Below are 16,605 nucleotides of genomic sequence, written 5' to 3' on the forward strand. Positions count from 1 at the left end.
AGTCATAGCTCCGTGTAAGCAGTTTTTGGTTGGCCCTGATTATTTAGTATCACCCTAGCTTTACGCTGCTGACTATATCTCATTCCATCCTTTGTATATCCTTCACCAACAGTTTTGCCCATGTTCATTGGTTTAAATGATGCAGTGAGTCCCTTTCTTCTAAAAATGAGCTGGGCTCGGTATATCGAGTTTAATTGATCCCTATGGCTGAGATAATGAGTTGCAGCCGGTGGGTATTTAGGTTCCCCTACTTGTGGACCTGACGTGTAACGCTCAATAATTCCTGTCGTCGGGTTTTTTGCGGTATTCAGTCGTTCGAGCTGAGATTCAAGTGTGGTCTGCGCGCCATGTTTCTCTAGAAAATGTGCTCCTGGCGTTGCCTTCTCAAGTTCGTCTAGACGCCTATAGGCGTTTGCCTCCGCAAGCTCATTAATTCTCGCCTGTCGCGCCGCACGGGTCAGTTGCGGTAAGGCCGGTTCTCCGTGGTTAACACTCTCCGTAGGATTTTGAGCACTAGCGCTGGGTTTACATCCGTTCTCACCTGGGCATGTATTCAAGCCTAGCGGGTCAACCCAACCTGTCGGATTGGGCACGTACTGGTACCCGTTGATCCCACCCGCCAACTTCACCGGATCCGGCGTCAGGTAACGACCAATATCCGGATTGTAGTAGCGATGGCGGTTGTAGTGCAGCCCGCTTTCTTGGTCGAAATACTGCCCTTGGAAACGCAGCGGATTGTCGATTTTGCCTACGTCGAGCCGGGCAATCTGGCCGTAGGCGCGGTAGTGGGCGGACCAGACGATTTCGCCTTCAGGAGTGGTGAGTTCCTGCGGTGTGCCGAGGTGGTCGAGTTGGTAGTGGTAGGGCGTGGTGCCCTTTGGGCCATAGCCTTCCAGCAGTGCCAATGGGCGGAAGCTGTTCGGCTCGTAGATGTAGCTGCGATGACAGTCCGCATGGTGTTCGGCAATCAGTTTGTCGCCTTGCCAGAAAAATTCCGTGGTTTTGTCATCTACGGTCTTGCTGATGCGCCGCCCAAACGGGTCGTATCGGTAACTGGCGGTTTCGCCGTTCGGCTTTGTGATGCTGATTAACCGATGCAGGCAGTCGTAGCGGTATTCAGTGACGAGTTGATGGCCCTTGCCGCGCCGTTCGCGGATGAGGTTGCCGAAGGCGTCGTAGTCGTAGTTGCGGTCGCCCTGGATCACCAGGCGGTTGGCGGCGACGATGTCCGGGCCCGGGCGGTCTTGCATGAGCAGGTTGCCCGCTGGGTTGTGGCCGAAGCGTTCCTGCACGTCCTGCGAGTGGTCAGCGCGGGTCAGGCGGGCGAGCGGGTCGTAGCGGTAGTCGTGTTGGCCTTTGCGGGTGTCGTGCAGGCGGGTGAGGTTGCCGCTTTTGTCGTAGTCGTATTGGCGCTGGTAAAGGTAGTTTTCCTGCTGTGTGACGGCGTGAGCGTGCAGGCGGTGCTGGTCGTCGTAGTGGTAGTGGCTGAGCAGTTGGCCTTGCTGGCGCTGGTGTTCGCGACCGCTGTGGAATAGATGCGAGGTGAGCTCTTCACCGTTGAGTTCGACGGTGGCGAGGTGGCCGCCTTTGTCGTGGTTGAAGGTAAGACGATTGTTGTCTGGCAGGCGTAGTTTTTGTAATTGACCGCAGGCGTCGTAGCCGTAGCGCAGGGTGCCCCAGCCTTGGTGTTCGGCGGTGAGGCGGTTTTGACGGTCGTACTCGTAGGCTAACGCCCAGTGGCCGTCCTCGACGCTGAGGAGATTGCCTTGGCGGTCGTAGGTGTAATCGACCACGCTGTTATCGGGCAGGGTTTTCCGTACGAGGCGTCCGGCGTGATCGCGCTCGTAGCGGGTGACCAACGTAGAGCCATCGTCGCCGTATTCGGTCTTTTCTTGCAGGTTGCCGTTGAGGTCGTAAACGTAGGCGGTACGTTGGCCGTCAAAGCCGGTTTCCTGCTGGATCAGGCCGTTGGGGTGGTAGTCGAGTTGGTAGGTTTCGCCGACTTCGTTTTCGATCTCAGTCAGCAGTAATCGAACGTTGTCGTAGCGGTATTGGACCTGGGTGCCGTCGGCATTAAGGCGGCGGCTGATCAGGTGCAGGCCGTCGGCGTATTCGTAGCGGGTGACGTGGCCGAGTTCGTCGCGTTCGGCGATGATTTTTCCGTAGGGGTTGTAGCTGAATTCGCGTGTGGCACCGCCTGGCAAGATCAGACGAATCAACCGACCGACGCTGTCCCATTGATACTGAGTCAGCGCGCCATGTTCATCTTCACGGGCAATCTGCCGTCCAAGGTCGTCATAGCGATAGCGCTTAACCCCGCCATTGGGCAGTTGTTCTTCAACGAGCTGTCCACGCTCATTCCACACTAACCGATGACAACTGTGATCCGGGTACCAAACCCCGGTCAGTTGCCCATGTTTGTTGTAGCTGTAGTCGGTCGCGTTGCCATCCGGGTCAATCTTGCGGGTGACATCGCCCTGATCATTACGCTCGTATTTCCAGACCGCCTCGCCACGCCGTACAACCCGTACGAAGCCGTTGTCATGCTCGTAGGACGTCGGCTCATCATCCCCCGGAAACAACGCCACCAAGCGCCCAGCTTCGTCGTACTGATACGCCGTCACCGCCCCCAGCGGGTCTTGCTCGACGGTTAGCCGGCCTTTTTCATCGTAGGATTTGAAGTGCTGGGCGCCGTCCGGATCAATCCGCTGCACCAGCCGCGCCCGGTCGTCATGGACATACACTTCCTGGCTACCATCGGCGTTATGCACGGTGACGCGGCCGTCATCGCCCCAGGCATAGCGCGTGTCCATCTGCGAAAAACTCGCCCAATGCCGGACACAGCGCGCCCCTTTGCCGGAGCCTTCCCACGCCCAAAAGCAACTCGCCCCACCGGCCAACTGTCGCTCAACAATGACGCGCTGCTCGTCGTACCGGTAACGCTCGCTTTCACCGACGGCATTGGTCGCGCAAACCAGTCGTCCATCTTCGTCATAGGCGTAGGAAACAACGTTTTGCTCGGTCACCCAGACGTAGGGCTCACGCCCTTTTGCGCGATGAACCTGGTAGTCCACCGCGACGATGCGATCCAGTTCATAGCGCAGAAGCAGCGAACGGCCACAACCGTTATCCAGCCGCTCAATCCGCCCTGAATAATCACGGCAAATGCGCAGGCGGTTGTCATACGCATCGCTGATCGAGACCAGCACACCGTCGCGAAAGTGATAGAACCGCGACGCCTGGGCCAGCACTAACTCATCAGGAGCCGAGCCCAAGTAGATCGCCGCTTCCGCCAGGCTATTGGTGATCGCGGGTCGAGAGTCAGTGGGCAAGGGAAACTGAGTACGGCGGTTCTCATGATCGGTCCACACCACCGAGTCGCCAGAAACAACAAGCCGATGGGCCAGCGAATGACTCCACCCAAACCCCAACCCACAATCCACTTCTACCGCACTGGTGCGATACAACCGCGTCCACTCAAACGGCAAAATCCCGTCCAGCGCACCATCGGTGAGGGTCAGCAATTCCTCCCCGGTAACCATCGATACCGGGCAGCCATTGGTGGCCGTTTTATTCGCTGGGGCCGCAGCATCTCCCTTCGGATTCGAAGCCACGGCAGGCACATCATCCACAGGCTCCTGCCGGACCAGCACCGTCTGCCGAGTCTTGTTACGAACCGCCGGCACCGAGTTGGCAACCAGATTTTCCCCAGCCTTCAACGGCGCAACCGATACTGCCTTGACCGGCGTCGCCACACTCCCCAACAACAACGGCTTTGCCGCCTCCACATGCGGCCCCAACCCCGGCCCCACAAGCTGCTTGGCCAGCAACTCCAATAACGCCCGCGCACGGCCAGATTTGATATGACTGAGCACCTGAGTCCCCAGCCGCGCCGTCAACCCCATCGCCCCCAAGACGCGAATCAACAGCAGGCTGATCAGCACCTCACCGGTGATTTCGCCCCACAGTTCATTCATCTCCGGCGGCGGCAGCATGCGCATCCAGCTGACCATCGCCGACAGATAGATAAACAACAGCGGCTCATCACTGAGCACCAGCAAACCCTGGGCAATTGTGTCCTTGCCCAGCGTCAGCAGCTCATCCAGTTCAGCTTGAGAGAGGTATTGCAGCAGCTTTTCGCTGTTGGGCTTGAGGTCTGCCAACAGGTCATACAGCTGTGTGACGTTGTCCCACAGGTGGTAAAGCGCCTTGCCCATGCCACTGAGAAACGCCGCTTCCACGAGTCGGCGTCGGTCAAGCGGTGTCGTGTCCGTGTAGCTTTTCCATTGCGCCTGGAAGGTGCCGTTCCACGTTTCGCGCAAGCGCACTTCCAGCCCGCCGATTACCGCCTGATAAGACGCATACAGCGCCTTGACGTGATCCGCGGAAACGTTGGGATAGAAAGTGATTTGGTACTGCTGGTCACGGGTACAGCCGTTGACTTCAAGGATGCCGCTGGGGCCGATGGTCCGGTGGATCGGCGCACCCACCGGAGTGCCATCCCGGGCCAGGGCTTGCAGCATCACCGGTGTATTGCCAATGGGCACAAACCGCGTGCTCTGGAACATATGCACCAGGGTCAACGTACCGCTGGCCTGGCACATCGCAACGGTGCTGCTGGGAGGGCTGGAAGCTTTGATCGGCGCAACCAGCGCCACTTCATCCCCAACCTTGAACACCTGCTCCACATCCAGTGCCGAGAAGCTCCAGAAGCTCGAAGCCCATGCGTCAAACGTGTTCAGGCAATCGCGAAAATCGCGCAGAACACCATCAACGTTGGGCGTCTGCGCATCCATCGGGGTCAGGGCCAGCCTGCCGATGGCCGGGTTCACGAAACAACTCCAAAAACTGGAAAATCCATCCGCAATCCCTCGCGCTGTGTATTCAGGCGAGAGACTTTGCAGACGTTACTTGCGGCAGGGAGTAGAGGTTATCCGACCCTTACGTGGGAAGTTTCATCAGTTTGAATCTTCTCCCGTCCCAGTACCCAGCTGCATAACCCGGGCAGAAACAACCAGCGCCTGGCGCATGGCAAAATGCCGCAAAGCTACTGATCGAGGTCAAGACAACGGAAACCGCACCAGGCAAACCGCTCAAAACAGGCATACAGTTAAAGCACTCCGTCGCTAAAGAACGGAGGTATGCCCTGATGAGTGAGGAAAAAAGCAATGCCGTGGAAAAATTCCGATACGCGCTACAGCACCCTGTCGATTGCGTTGCACTGGTTGATGGTGGTGCTGCTGGCGGTGGTCTACGCCTGCATTGAGTTACGCGGCCAGTTCCCCAAAGGCAGCGGTGCACGCACGCTGATCGTCGAAATGCACTTCATGTTCGGCCTCACCGTGTTTGTGCTGGTGTGGTTGCGCCTGTTTGCGCGCAGCCTGGGTGTGGCGCCGAAGATCGTGCCGGCACCGCCGCAATGGCAGAGCCTGCTGGCGACCCTGATGCACGTCGCGTTGTATGCGTTGATGATCGGCATGCCGATTGCCGGTTGGCTGATCGTCAGTGCCGAAGGGCATTCGGTGATGTTCTATGGGATGGAGTTGCCGCCGCTGATCGCGGAAAACAAGGCTCTGGCCAAGGAGATTGAGGGTTGGCATGTGTGGTTTGGCAAGGTCGGTTATTGGTTGATCGGATTACATGCGCTGGCGGGGATCTTTCATCATTACGTGATGCGCGATAACACTGCCTTGCGAATGATGCCAGGTAGCAGGGGGCTCTAAGCGTTAAAACCTCGGCGGCCTTGCAAGCCGCCGGTATGGAGGAAGATCAGGCGAGTGCCGGCGGCAAAGCGTCCGGCCTCGATCTGTTGCTTCAATGCCAGCAGCGCCTTGCCGGTGTAGAGCGGCTCCAGTGGCATACCGCAGGCTTGTTCGGTGCGCTCGATAAAATCGAGCAACACTGGATCGACCTTGGCAAAGCCACTTCGGCTAGCCTCCAGCAGTTCATAACCGCCCTGAACCAGGTCACTCACATTCTGCGCCACCCCATGATCATCCGGCACCGCCATGGCGCCATACACCGGGTGCGCGCCCGCCTCCGCCAACACCAACCCGGCCAAGGTGGTGCCGGTACCCGCCGCCAGCCACCAGGCGTCGTAATCCGCCCAACCGAGGTTGCCCAACTGCGCCCGCGCCTGCTCGACCAACACCCCGCAGCCCAGCGCACCGGCCAGCCCGCCGCCGCCTTCAGGCACCGGATAGAGGTGGGGATATTGCTCGTGCCAAGGCAACCAGAAACCCGGCTCATGCCGTGCGCGATAGCCGCCATAACCAAGCCAGTGCAGTTGCATGCCGAAGGCTTTGAGGTCGAGGACTGTGGGGGTGTCTTGGGCATGGCCGCGCAACAGGCCGACAGTGGGGAAGTCAAAACGCTTGCCCGCCGCCGCCAGTGCGTGCAAATGGTTGGAGTAAGCCCCACCGAGGCTGATAATCCCTGACGCTCCGGCGTCGCGAGCCTGGGCCAGGTGTTCGGTGAGCTTGAACCACTTGTTGCCGCTGATCAGCGGGTCGATACGGTCCAGGCGCAGCACCGCCAGCTCGACTCCGTTCAGCCAGTCAAGCTGCAAGGGTTCAAGGGGCGCGCGGGGCAGCCAGTCGAAAGGACCCATGTGGGCGCATCTGCATGAAAAAAGGGGCGGTAGTCTAACACCGCCCCTGTTGTCGCCTTACAACTCGGCAGCCAGGCGCGAGCCCTGGTTGATCGCGCGCTTGGCATCCAGCTCGGCCGCCACGTCGGCACCGCCGATCAGGTGCACGTTCTGGCCGGCGGCAATCAGGCCGTCGTGCAATTCGCGCAGCGGGTCCTGGCCGGCGCAGATGACGATATTGTCCACCGCCAGCACCTTTGGCTCGCCCTCGGCGCCGATACGGATATGCAAGCCTTCATCATCGATCTTCAAGTACTCGACACTGTTGAGCATCTGCACCTGCTTGTTCTTCAAGCCGGTACGGTGGATCCAACCGGTGGTCTTGCCCAGGCCGTCGCCGACCTTTGAAGTCTTGCGCTGCAGCAGGAACACTTCACGGGCCGGGGCGTGGCGCTCGGGCTTGATCCCGGCCACACCGCCACGAGCTTCCAACTGGGTGTCGATGCCCCATTCTTTCCAGAACGCCTCGCGATCCAGGCTGGTGGACACGCCTTGGTGTACGAGAAATTCCGACACGTCAAAACCAATGCCACCAGCGCCGATCACCGCCACACGCTTGCCCACCGGTTTGCGCTCGAGGATCACGTCCAGGTAACTCAACACCTTGGCGTTCTCGACGCCCGGGATCGCCGGGGTACGTGGCGCGATGCCGGTGGCCAGGATCACTTCGTCATAACCGCCCGCCACCAGTTGCTCCACATCAACGCGAGTGTTGAGGCACAACTCGACGTGCGTGGTCTGCAACTTGCGCTTGAAATAACGCAGGGTTTCGAAGAACTCTTCCTTGCCCGGCACGCGCTTGGCGATATTGAACTGGCCACCGATCTCGCTGGCGGAATCGAACAAGGTCACGTGGTGGCCACGCTCGGCCGCAACGGTGGCAGCGGCCAGGCCCGCAGGACCGGCGCCGACTACTGCGATCTTCTTGATCTGCTTGACAGGCAAGTAATTGAGCTCGGTTTCATAGCACGCCCGCGGGTTGACCAGACAGGTGGTCAACTTGCCGCTAAAGGTGTGGTCCAGGCACGCCTGGTTGCAGCCGATGCAGGTGTTGATTTCATCGGCCCGCCCGGCCGCCGCCTTGTTGACGAACTCCGGGTCGGCAAGAAACGGTCGCGCCATCGAGACCATGTCGGCGTCGCCTTCGGCCAGGATCTGCTCGGCGATTTCCGGGGTGTTGATGCGGTTGGTGGTAATCAGTGGTATTTGCACCGCACCGCGCAATTTGGCCGTGACCTTGCTGAACGCACCACGGGGCACCTTGGTGGCGATGGTCGGGATACGTGCTTCGTGCCAGCCGATGCCGGTGTTGATGATCGTCGCGCCGGCCTGCTCGATGGCCTTGGCCAACTGCACGACTTCTTCCCAGACGCTGCCGCCTTCCACCAGGTCAAGCATCGACAGGCGGAAGATAATGATGAAGTTCGGGCCTACCGCTTCGCGCACACGGCGCACGATTTCCACCGCAAGGCGCATGCGGTTTTCAAAGCTGCCGCCCCAGCGGTCGGTGCGATGGTTGGTGTGGGCAGCGAGGAACTGGTTAATGAAGTAGCCTTCCGAACCCATGATTTCCACGCCGTCGTATTCGGCAACCTGGGCCAGCAACGAGCAGGTGACGAAATCCTGGATCTGCTTCTCGATGCCCTCTTCATCCAGTTCCTTGGGCTTGAACGGGTTGATCGGCGCCTGGATCGCGCTCGGGGCTACCTGCTTGGGGCTGTAGGCGTAACGCCCGGCGTGGAGGATCTGCATGCAGATCTTGCCGCCCGCCTCGTGCACAGCCTGGGTGACGATCTTGTGCTTGCGCGCCTCTTCGTCAGTGGTCAGCTTGGCTGCACCGGCGTACACACCGCCCTCGTCATTCGGGCCAATGCCGCCGGTAACCATCAGGCCCACGCCACCACGGGCGCGCTCGGCAAAGTAGGCGGCCATGCGCTCGAAACCGCCGGGTTTCTCTTCCAGGCCGGTATGCATCGAGCCCATCAGGGTGCGGTTGCGCAAGGTGGTAAAACCCAGGTCCAACGGGGCCAGCAGGTGCGGGTAGGCAGCAGCGGTCATGGTACAGCTCCACAACGGATCATCACGGGACGTGGCGCACTCGAACGGCGTGCCATCGGTTTATGTCCCACAGACTAAGAGGCAGTGGACCACGGCTCAATGACTGAAACTGACAAGTTATTGATCCAAATGCACAGCGCCCCTTGGCAAGCCGGGCCATGAGCCCTACCCTAGTCGCGAACCCTGCCCCCGGTCTGTTGTCTGTTGCCCCATGCGTAAACTTCTAGCGTTCACCGTCACCATGGCCCTGGTTGCCGCCCTCGCCGCGTATCTGGTCTGGACCCAGGAGCGCCCCGTGGCGCATTACCTGTCGGACCTGCGCATCACCCTCGCCGTCAATGAAGGCCAACCGGCCGACCGTGGCAACCTGCTGGGCATCCAGCCGGAGCTGTTCCCCGCCGACTACCAGAGCCTGGAACGCCTGCACCTGAAGCTGGCGGCCTACCTGCGAAACGCACAGGACCAGGGCCTGATCAACCCCAAGACCATCGTGGTGCTGCCGGAACATATCGGCACCTGGCTGATGCTCAGTGGCGAAAAAAACGAGCTGTACCAAGCCGCGCATCTCAAGGACGCGATGAACTGGCTGTCGATCAGCAACCCGTTGCTGTTCATGCGCGCCTGGATCAGCGCCACCGGCGACAACCGGATGGACGATGCGTACTTGCGCATGAAAGCGCCTGCGATGGCGCGTGACTACCAAGTGCTGTTTGGTGGCCTGGCCAAGGAATTCGGCGTGACCCTGGTAGCCGGCTCCGTCACCCTGCCCAACCCCACTGTCAGCCAAGGGCTACTGCAGGTCGGGCACGGCGCGCTGTACAACACCAGCGTGGTATTTGCTGCCGATGGCCTGCCACTGGGCCAGCCGCAGCGCCAGCTTTACCCGATCTACGATGAACGCGGGTTTATCGCACCAGGCGATGAAAACACCCTCAACGTGGTCGACACCCCGGCCGGACGCCTGGGCATCCTGGTGGGCAGCGACAGCTGGTACCCGGACAATTACCGCAAGCTCAACGAGCAAGGTGCGCAACTGGTCGCAGTGCCGGCCTTTGTCACCGGTCGCGACACCTGGGAGCGTCCATGGCGCGGCTTCAAGAGCGTGTCGACGCCTTCTGAAGTCAGCCTCAAGCCCGAAGAAACCAGCGAGGGCGCTGCCTGGCGCCGCCTGACCCTGATCAGCCAGCAACCCGTCAGCCAAGCCACGGCAGGCATGAGCGTGTTTTTGCGCGGGCAGTTCTGGGACCTGGGCAGCGCCGGCCAGAGCTTTCTCAGCAGCAATGGGCAAGTGTTCGCCGACGGCGACGCCCGTGGTGCGCGCTTGCTGAATATCTGGCTGTAGCCCTTGAAGCCGGTGCGCCTGGGGGATCTGTCGGTGGGCTTTGTGCATACCCTGGCCGACGCCATCCACAGCCACGGCCTGGACCCGCAACCGCTGCTGCTGCAATACGGCCTCGATCCGGCGCGCCTGGCTGAAGCCGGGGCACGCTTGTCGATCCCGCGCTATATGCGCCTGGGCCACGCGGCCATCCAACTGACCGGCGACCCGGGCCTGGGCCTGCGCATGGGCCAGCTCAGCCGCTTGAGCCAGGCAGGGCTTGCCGGCGTCACCGCCGCCCAGGCGCCCAACGTGCGTGAAGCGGCGCGCACGCTGACACGCTTTGAAGCGCTATACGGCTCCAACTATCGCGGGCAATCGAGCTTTCATGAAGATGCCGAGGGTGCTTGGCTACGGTTCTATTCCATCAGTCCCTACAACGCCTATAACCGCTTCGTAGTGGATTCGATCATTGCCGGCTGGCTGCAACAACTGTCCGGCCTGGCGCAGCAGCCGGTGCAGGCACAGCGAATTGAAATCGAATTTGAAGCGCCGGACTACCACGAACACTACAGCGTGCTGGGGGAAGGCCTGGTCCACTTCGGCGCCGACGCCAATCAATTGCGCCTCAGCCAACCGACGTTGGCCCTGCGCAACCCACAGCACTGCCCCAGCACCTGGCACCTGTTGCTGCAGTTATGTGAAAGGGAATTGGAGCAGTTAACCCGCACCCGCAGCCTGCGCGAGCGCATTACCCGGTTGCTCGGGCCGATGCTCAATGGTGGCCGGGAACCCGACCTGGAAGAAGTGGCGGCACGCTTGAAGCTGCCGACCTGGACACTGCGGCGCAAACTGGCGGAAGAAGGCACGCAGTTTCGCGCGATTCTCAACGACACCCGTCGCGACCTGGCCATGACCTACATTCGCGATACGGAGCTGGCCTTCGGCGAGATTGCCTACTTGCTTGGTTTTGCTTCGGCCCAAGCCTTCCAGCGGGCGTTCAGGCGCTGGAACAACCAGACCCCAGGGGAATTTCGCCGCAGTCAGCGGCATTCCGCCTGAAGTCGGTTTTACAGCTCGGTGGCATCGTCGGCGGGATCCAGCGGATCCAGCTCGAATGCCTGGTACTCCAGCAGTTCTTCCTGATATTCGTCCATGGTGGACTCCTTCTTGAGTTCAAAGCGGTTGCAGATAAATGACCTGCGAACCCAGCCTAAAGTGCCGTCATGACGAAAAAATGTCGACGTGATGACATTCCTGTACCTCAAGATCAAACGCGCCAGGATCAGGATGATTTAGCTGCGGCGCTATCCAGGTGCAATTGCAATCATTGCAAATGCAACCACATTTCCATTAGGGTACAAGCATCCGTTGAAAGGAGCTTCGACCCATGCCTGCTTCTACCGCGCACTCTGCGCAGCGCTGCATCGACGCACTCAACACCGCCGCCAGCCCGGGCAGCTCGCCGTTGTGTACGGTCATGGCCATGGCCAACACCCTGGAATCCAGCCAACAAGCCTGGGTGATCCGTGGCCAGTCACGCAGCCGCCGCATGGGCAACTGGCCCACCTGGTTTGCACGCAATCGTGGCGAAAAACCCCTGCTTTACCTGCATAGCGCGACGTCGTCGGCACAGTTACATGCACTGTCGGAACACACCGCCCAGCGCGGCATTTTGTGCAATGACATCGAAAACCGGCCATCCCCATGGCCCAGGGGCGCAGACCCGTCGCTGCCGTTATGGCTGGCGACCCATCCGCGCTGCACGCCCTACGATCCCGCCTCGGGAGACGAAGCCCGGGCAATTGTGCTGGCGGGGCTGCGCACGCTATACGTCGACGGCCAGCCGGGCTTTTATTACCTGGCGCTGCATGATCAAGATGGCAACACCCCACTGGATAGCCAGGACCGCGCAGACGCCCATAAAGGCATGTACCCGATCCAACGTGGGCAAGTAGGAGATGTGCGCCTGCTCGGTGCTGGCCGGGCGCTTGAAGAAGTCATGCACGCCGCTCGGTTGCTGGCACAGGACTGGAATATCACGACGCAGGTATGGAGTTGCCCCAGCTACACACGGCTGGCTCGTGAGGCGGCGGCGGCTGAGCGCTGGAGCCGCTTGCACCCCATGGCCCCCAGGCGCAGCTGCCATTTGCGCGATTGCCTGGCGGGAAATGCAGCGCCGGTGATTGCGGTGACCGGCTATCCGCAGGCGATTGTCGATCAGTTGAGGGCGCACGTGGCTACGCGCTTCATGGCGTTGGGCGCGGGGTCGGTGCAGGCGACGGCACCAAGTCGGTACTGGGTGGTGATATCGGCACTCAGGGCATTGGCGGAGGAAGGGCGGATCGATGCCTTAGACGTGGAGAAAGCAACAGCCCGCTACCCACTTGGATGAGCTGGATTGCGGGAACGGGCTTGCATTGGCTTTCCATTGTTTCTCAGCGCTTGCCTCGGCTGCGGGTCGGCACGCCCGCGTCCATCGCCAGCCCGGCGGTGCGCTCCAGGGCATCGGCAAACGCCCGGCGCTGCCCGGGTTCGATCTGCGACAGGAACAGCTCGTCCACGGTGCTTTCGTAGATCTTCCACATTTTTTTGCGCAACACCCGGCCAGCGTCCGTGATCGAGGCAAACGCCGCACGCCCGTCGCCGTCGGAACGCGAGCGCACCACCAGGCCGTCCTTTTCCAGGCGGTCCACCAGGCGCGTGAGGTTGTAGCGTTCGATGGCCAGCACATCGGCCAATTCGTGCATGCGACGGGTACCGTCGGGCCCGCTTTCCAGGCCCCACAACGCGTCGTACCAGGCATACGGCGGAAGATCCGCAGCGGCCAGCCGCCGCTCGATTTCACGGATGACCGTCCTGTGAGCCCTGACAAAACGGAACCAGACATCCGGTTCTTTCGACGACATGCAACACCATCCGGGGGGATTTCAAGAAGGTTGCAATAGTAGCTCATCCCGCGCTAGATTCCGCCATGTAGTTGCAATTGCAACTACATTTGCGTCACTCTCACAAGGAGCTCGCCGCTTGAATCCGCCTACCCTGGAGCCTCACATGACCCCGAATAACGCAGCAAGACTCGACGACGATCCACAGGAAACCCGCGAATGGCTGGAGTCCATCGAATCGGTGCTGTCCACCGAAGGCCGCCCCCGCGCCCATTACCTGATCGATCAGTTGCTGGATTTCGACGTAGCGCGGCATGGCGACTTCTACGGGCGGGTGACCACTCCCTACGTCAACACCCTCCCGGTCGAGCGCCAACTGCCCTACCCCGGCAACCTGGACATCGAGCGTCGCACCAATGCGTTTATCCGCTGGAACGCCATGGCGATGGTCTTGCGCGCAGGCAAACACTCAGGTGTGGGTGGGCATATCGCCACCTACGCATCAGCTGCGGTGCTGTATGACGTAGGCTTCGATCATTTTTTCCGTGGCCGAACCGACACCTTCGACGGCGACCTGGTGTACATCCAGGGCCACTCCTCTCCGGGCATCTATGGCCGCGCCTACCTGGAAGGCCGTATCAGCGAAGCTCAGCTCGACAACTTCCGCCGCGAGGTCGGTGGCGAAGGGCTGTCTTCCTACCCGCATCCACGATTGATGCCAGACTTCTGGCAATTTCCCACCGTGTCCATGGGCCTTGGGCCGATCACCGCCGCCTACCAGGCGCGGTTCATGCGTTACCTGGAGTTTCGCGCCCTCAAGCAACATCAGGGCCGCAAGGTGTGGGCATTCCTCGGCGATGGCGAAATGGACCAGCCGGAGTCCCTGGCCGCCATCTCCCTGGCGGGCCGCGAAAAACTCGACAACCTGATCTTCGTGGTCAACTGCAACCTGCAACGCCTGGATGGCCCAGTGCGCGGCAATGCCAAGGTGATCCAGGAGTTCGAAAGCCTGTATCGCGCCGCCGGCTGGAATGTGATCAAGGTGATCTGGGGCGGCGGCTGGGACGCGCTGCTGGAAAAGGACCAGAGCGGCCTGCTGCGCCAACGCATGATGGAATGCGTGGACGGCGACTACCAGAACTACAAATCCCAGAATGGCGCCTATGTGCGCGAACACTTCTTTGGCAAATACCCAGAGTTGCTGGCGCTGGTTGCGGACATGTCCGACGACGATATCTGGAAACTCTCACGGGGCGGGCATGACCCGGACAAGGTCTACAACGCCTACGCTGCCGCCGTGCGCCACAAGGGCCAGCCCACGGTGATCCTGGCCAAGACCGTCAAGGGTTTTGGCATGGGTGAAGCCGGCGAAGGCCAGAACATCAACCACCAATTGAAGAAGATGGGGGCCGACGCGGTAAAAGCCTTTCGCGACCGCTTCGGCCTGGAAGTCGCCGATGACCGGCTCGACGAAATCCCTTACCTCAAACCCGCCGCCGACAGCGAAGAAGCCCGCTACTTCGCCGCAAGGCGCCAAGCCCTGGGCGGCTATGTACCGGCGCGCCACACGGCCGCCGCGCCGTTGCAGATCCCGGAACTGAGCGCGTTCGCCACCCAGCTCAAAGACACCGGCGAGCGCGCCATCTCCACCACCATGGCCTTTGTGCGCATCCTCGGTACCCTGCTCAAGGACCCGCAACTGGGCAAGCTGATCGTCCCCATCGTGCCGGATGAATCGCGCACGTTCGGCATGGAAAGCCTGTTCCGCCAGATCGGCATCCACTCCGCTGTCGGGCAGCTCTACACCCCACAGGACGCCGGGCAATTGAGTTACTACAAGGAGAGCAAGGACGGCCAGATCATGCAGGAAGGGCTGAACGAATCCGGCGCCATTTCTTCGTGGATAGCGGCAAGTACGTCCTACAGCAACCATGGCCTGATGACCGTGCCGTTCTATATTTTCTATTCGATGTTCGGCTTCCAGCGCGTCGGCGACCTGGCGTGGGCGGCGGGTGATGCACGCGCGCGCGGCTTCCTGCTGGGCGCCACGGCCGGGCGCACCACGCTGATGGGCGAAGGTTTGCAGCACGACGACGGGCACAGCCATATCCTGGCGTCGGTGATTCCGTGCTGCATCGCCTATGACCCGACTTTTGCCTACGAGCTGGCGGTGATTATTCGCGAGGGCATGCGGCGCATGTATGTCGAGCAGGAGGATATCTATTACTACATCACCCTGCTCAACGAAAACTACCCGCACCCGGCGATGCCCGAAGGCGTTGAAGAAGGGATTCTCAAGGGCATGTATCCGCTGAGCACTCACCCGCAAGCGCAGGTGCAACTGATGGGCAGCGGCTCGATCTTGCGCGAAGTGATCGCCGCAGCCGAGCTGCTGGCCAAGGATTTCGCCGTGCATAGCGATGTCTGGAGCGTCACCAGCCTGACCGAGCTGCGCCGTGACGGGCACGCCGCCGAACGTTGGAACCTGCTGCACCCGCAAAGCGAGCCGCGCCAGAGCTACGTCGAAGCCTGCCTCGCCGGGAAAACCGGAGCGGTGGTGGTGGCCACGGACTACATGAAGTTATTCGCCGACCAGATTCGCCCCTTCGTGCACGGTCGCCGTTTCGTCGCACTCGGCACCGATGGCTTCGGGCAATCGGATACCCGGGAGTCATTGCGCGAGTTCTTCGAGGTCGATCGTCACTTCATCGTTCTGGCGGCCTTGAAGGCGTTAGCAGATGACGGCGTCATAGGCCGTGACAAAATCGTAGAGGCCATCAGCCGCTACGGGATCAACGTCGACAAGGCAGATCCCGTAGCCGTCTGAGTCACTGCGCAGGCGTTGGCAGGGGCGGAATCGCCTCTGTCGGTGCCGGCAGGCTGGGATTGGTCGGCGCTGGCGCAGGCTCGGTTGCAGGCGCCGGCGTCGGTGCAGGCTCTGGGTTCGGCGCGATCGGCGCGGCCTCAGGTGGCGGTGCAAGCGGTTGCGCAGCGGCAGGCACCACCGGTGCGTCCTGCGGCGCCTCGACCTTCTCGGCTACCGGAGCGGCCTTGGGCTCAGGCACGCCCAGATCAGCCTTGGGCTTCTCGGGAATATGCTCGGCCTGCTTCACTTCCTGGGGCAGGAATACATCCACTAATGCAAAGTAACGTTCGTAGAACTTCGGCGCCGAAACGGTCTCGCTCGCCACTTTCACCATCGAGTCATCGGTGGAGCCAATCGGCATCGACACCGAGCCCAGCACACCCACGCCAAGGCTGGCGGAGTTGTTGACCTTCTTCAGCGCATAGCGGTCCTGCAGGGCATTGGCGAACATCGTCGAGTGATTGCTGCCCTTGCCATCAGCGGCACACACCACATTGAAACTGATCTGCAGGTGGGTTTCGCCGGTCTGCTGGAAACTCTTGTTGCCGGCCACCAGCTTCGGATCGCTGCTGGTGATGATGTAACCCTGGCTCAGCAAGGCACGGCGTGCGGCTTCGCACGCCGCCACATCGCTGACCGGGTAATCGCGGGAAAACGTACCGGAGTCGTCGAAATTCTCATGTTCATAGATAGCGGTCTTGGGTGACGAGCAGCCTGCGGCGCTCGCCAGCACCAGCGCCAACCCGAGGCTACGCAAGTGAAATGATGTCGACATTGAAAATCCTGAGGAAAACGGTCCGGACGGTATTGTGCAACAGAACGGGGC

The 16,605-nt window shown here is 60.9% G+C and carries 11 protein-coding genes; 5 read left to right on the forward strand and 6 right to left on the reverse strand.

Annotated features, from left to right (window positions below):
- Nucleotides 1-2 precede the first annotated feature (2 nt).
- On the reverse strand, nt 3-4,796 hold the full coding sequence (locus FRT59_RS07305; protein ID WP_153871125.1) for an RHS repeat-associated core domain-containing protein: 4,794 nt from the start codon (nt 4,794-4,796) through the stop codon (nt 3-5).
- Between the two features lie 372 nt (nt 4,797-5,168).
- Here FRT59_RS07305 and FRT59_RS07310 point away from each other — a divergent pair, with 372 nt between their 5' ends.
- The gene (locus FRT59_RS07310) at nt 5,169-5,723 is read left to right on the forward strand and encodes a cytochrome b (RefSeq protein ID WP_153870806.1); all 555 of its coding nucleotides are present in this window, start codon (nt 5,169-5,171) and stop codon (nt 5,721-5,723) included.
- Here the strand turns inward: FRT59_RS07310 and FRT59_RS07315 are convergent.
- Complete coding sequence (locus FRT59_RS07315; RefSeq protein WP_153870807.1) at nt 5,720-6,610, reverse strand: 1-aminocyclopropane-1-carboxylate deaminase/D-cysteine desulfhydrase; 891 nt, start codon at nt 6,608-6,610, stop codon at nt 5,720-5,722. The two genes, FRT59_RS07310 and FRT59_RS07315, sit on opposite strands and share 4 nt — an antisense overlap.
- Before the next feature lie 57 nt (nt 6,611-6,667).
- Complete coding sequence (locus FRT59_RS07320; RefSeq protein ID WP_153870808.1) at nt 6,668-8,707, reverse strand: NADPH-dependent 2,4-dienoyl-CoA reductase; 2,040 nt, start codon at nt 8,705-8,707, stop codon at nt 6,668-6,670.
- Between the two features lie 211 nt (nt 8,708-8,918).
- Between FRT59_RS07320 and FRT59_RS07325 the strand changes: the two genes are divergently transcribed.
- Together FRT59_RS07325 and FRT59_RS07330 are read left to right on the forward strand one after the other, a co-directional pair.
- Nucleotides 8,919-10,049 carry a carbon-nitrogen hydrolase family protein gene (locus FRT59_RS07325; protein WP_034120365.1) on the forward strand — a complete coding sequence of 377 codons (1,131 nt, stop codon included), beginning with the start codon at nt 8,919-8,921 and terminating at the stop codon, nt 10,047-10,049.
- Between the two features lie 3 nt (nt 10,050-10,052).
- Nucleotides 10,053-11,087 carry an AraC family transcriptional regulator gene (locus FRT59_RS07330; protein WP_153870809.1) on the forward strand — a complete coding sequence of 345 codons (1,035 nt, stop codon included), beginning with the start codon at nt 10,053-10,055 and terminating at the stop codon, nt 11,085-11,087.
- A gap of 8 nt (nt 11,088-11,095) precedes the next feature.
- On the opposite strand, the gene FRT59_RS07335 is transcribed toward FRT59_RS07330, so the two are convergent.
- On the reverse strand, nt 11,096-11,293 hold the full coding sequence (locus tag FRT59_RS07335) for a hypothetical protein (protein WP_152612363.1): 198 nt from the start codon (nt 11,291-11,293) through the stop codon (nt 11,096-11,098).
- A 122-nt stretch (nt 11,294-11,415) separates the two neighbouring features.
- Here FRT59_RS07335 and FRT59_RS07340 point away from each other — a divergent pair, with 122 nt between their 5' ends.
- On the forward strand, nt 11,416-12,420 hold the full coding sequence (locus FRT59_RS07340) for a transketolase-like TK C-terminal-containing protein (protein ID WP_153870810.1): 1,005 nt from the start codon (nt 11,416-11,418) through the stop codon (nt 12,418-12,420).
- Between the two features lie 43 nt (nt 12,421-12,463).
- Here the strand turns inward: FRT59_RS07340 and FRT59_RS07345 are convergent, their stop codons facing one another.
- Nucleotides 12,464-12,934, reverse strand: coding sequence for a MarR family winged helix-turn-helix transcriptional regulator (locus FRT59_RS07345; RefSeq protein WP_034120371.1), 471 nt, complete (start codon nt 12,932-12,934; stop codon nt 12,464-12,466).
- 145 nt (nt 12,935-13,079) lie between these two features.
- Here FRT59_RS07345 and aceE point away from each other — a divergent pair, with 145 nt between their 5' ends.
- Nucleotides 13,080-15,740 carry a pyruvate dehydrogenase (acetyl-transferring), homodimeric type gene (gene aceE, locus FRT59_RS07350; protein ID WP_153870811.1) on the forward strand — a complete coding sequence of 887 codons (2,661 nt, stop codon included), beginning with the start codon at nt 13,080-13,082 and terminating at the stop codon, nt 15,738-15,740.
- A gap of 1 nt (nt 15,741) precedes the next feature.
- On the opposite strand, the gene FRT59_RS07355 is transcribed toward aceE, so the two are convergent.
- Nucleotides 15,742-16,554, reverse strand: coding sequence for a DUF2242 domain-containing protein (locus tag FRT59_RS07355; protein WP_153870812.1), 813 nt, complete (start codon nt 16,552-16,554; stop codon nt 15,742-15,744).
- Nucleotides 16,555-16,605 lie beyond the last annotated feature (51 nt).

It is taken from the genome of Pseudomonas haemolytica, assembly GCF_009659625.1.
GTDB classification, from domain to species: domain Bacteria; phylum Pseudomonadota; class Gammaproteobacteria; order Pseudomonadales; family Pseudomonadaceae; genus Aquipseudomonas; species Aquipseudomonas haemolytica.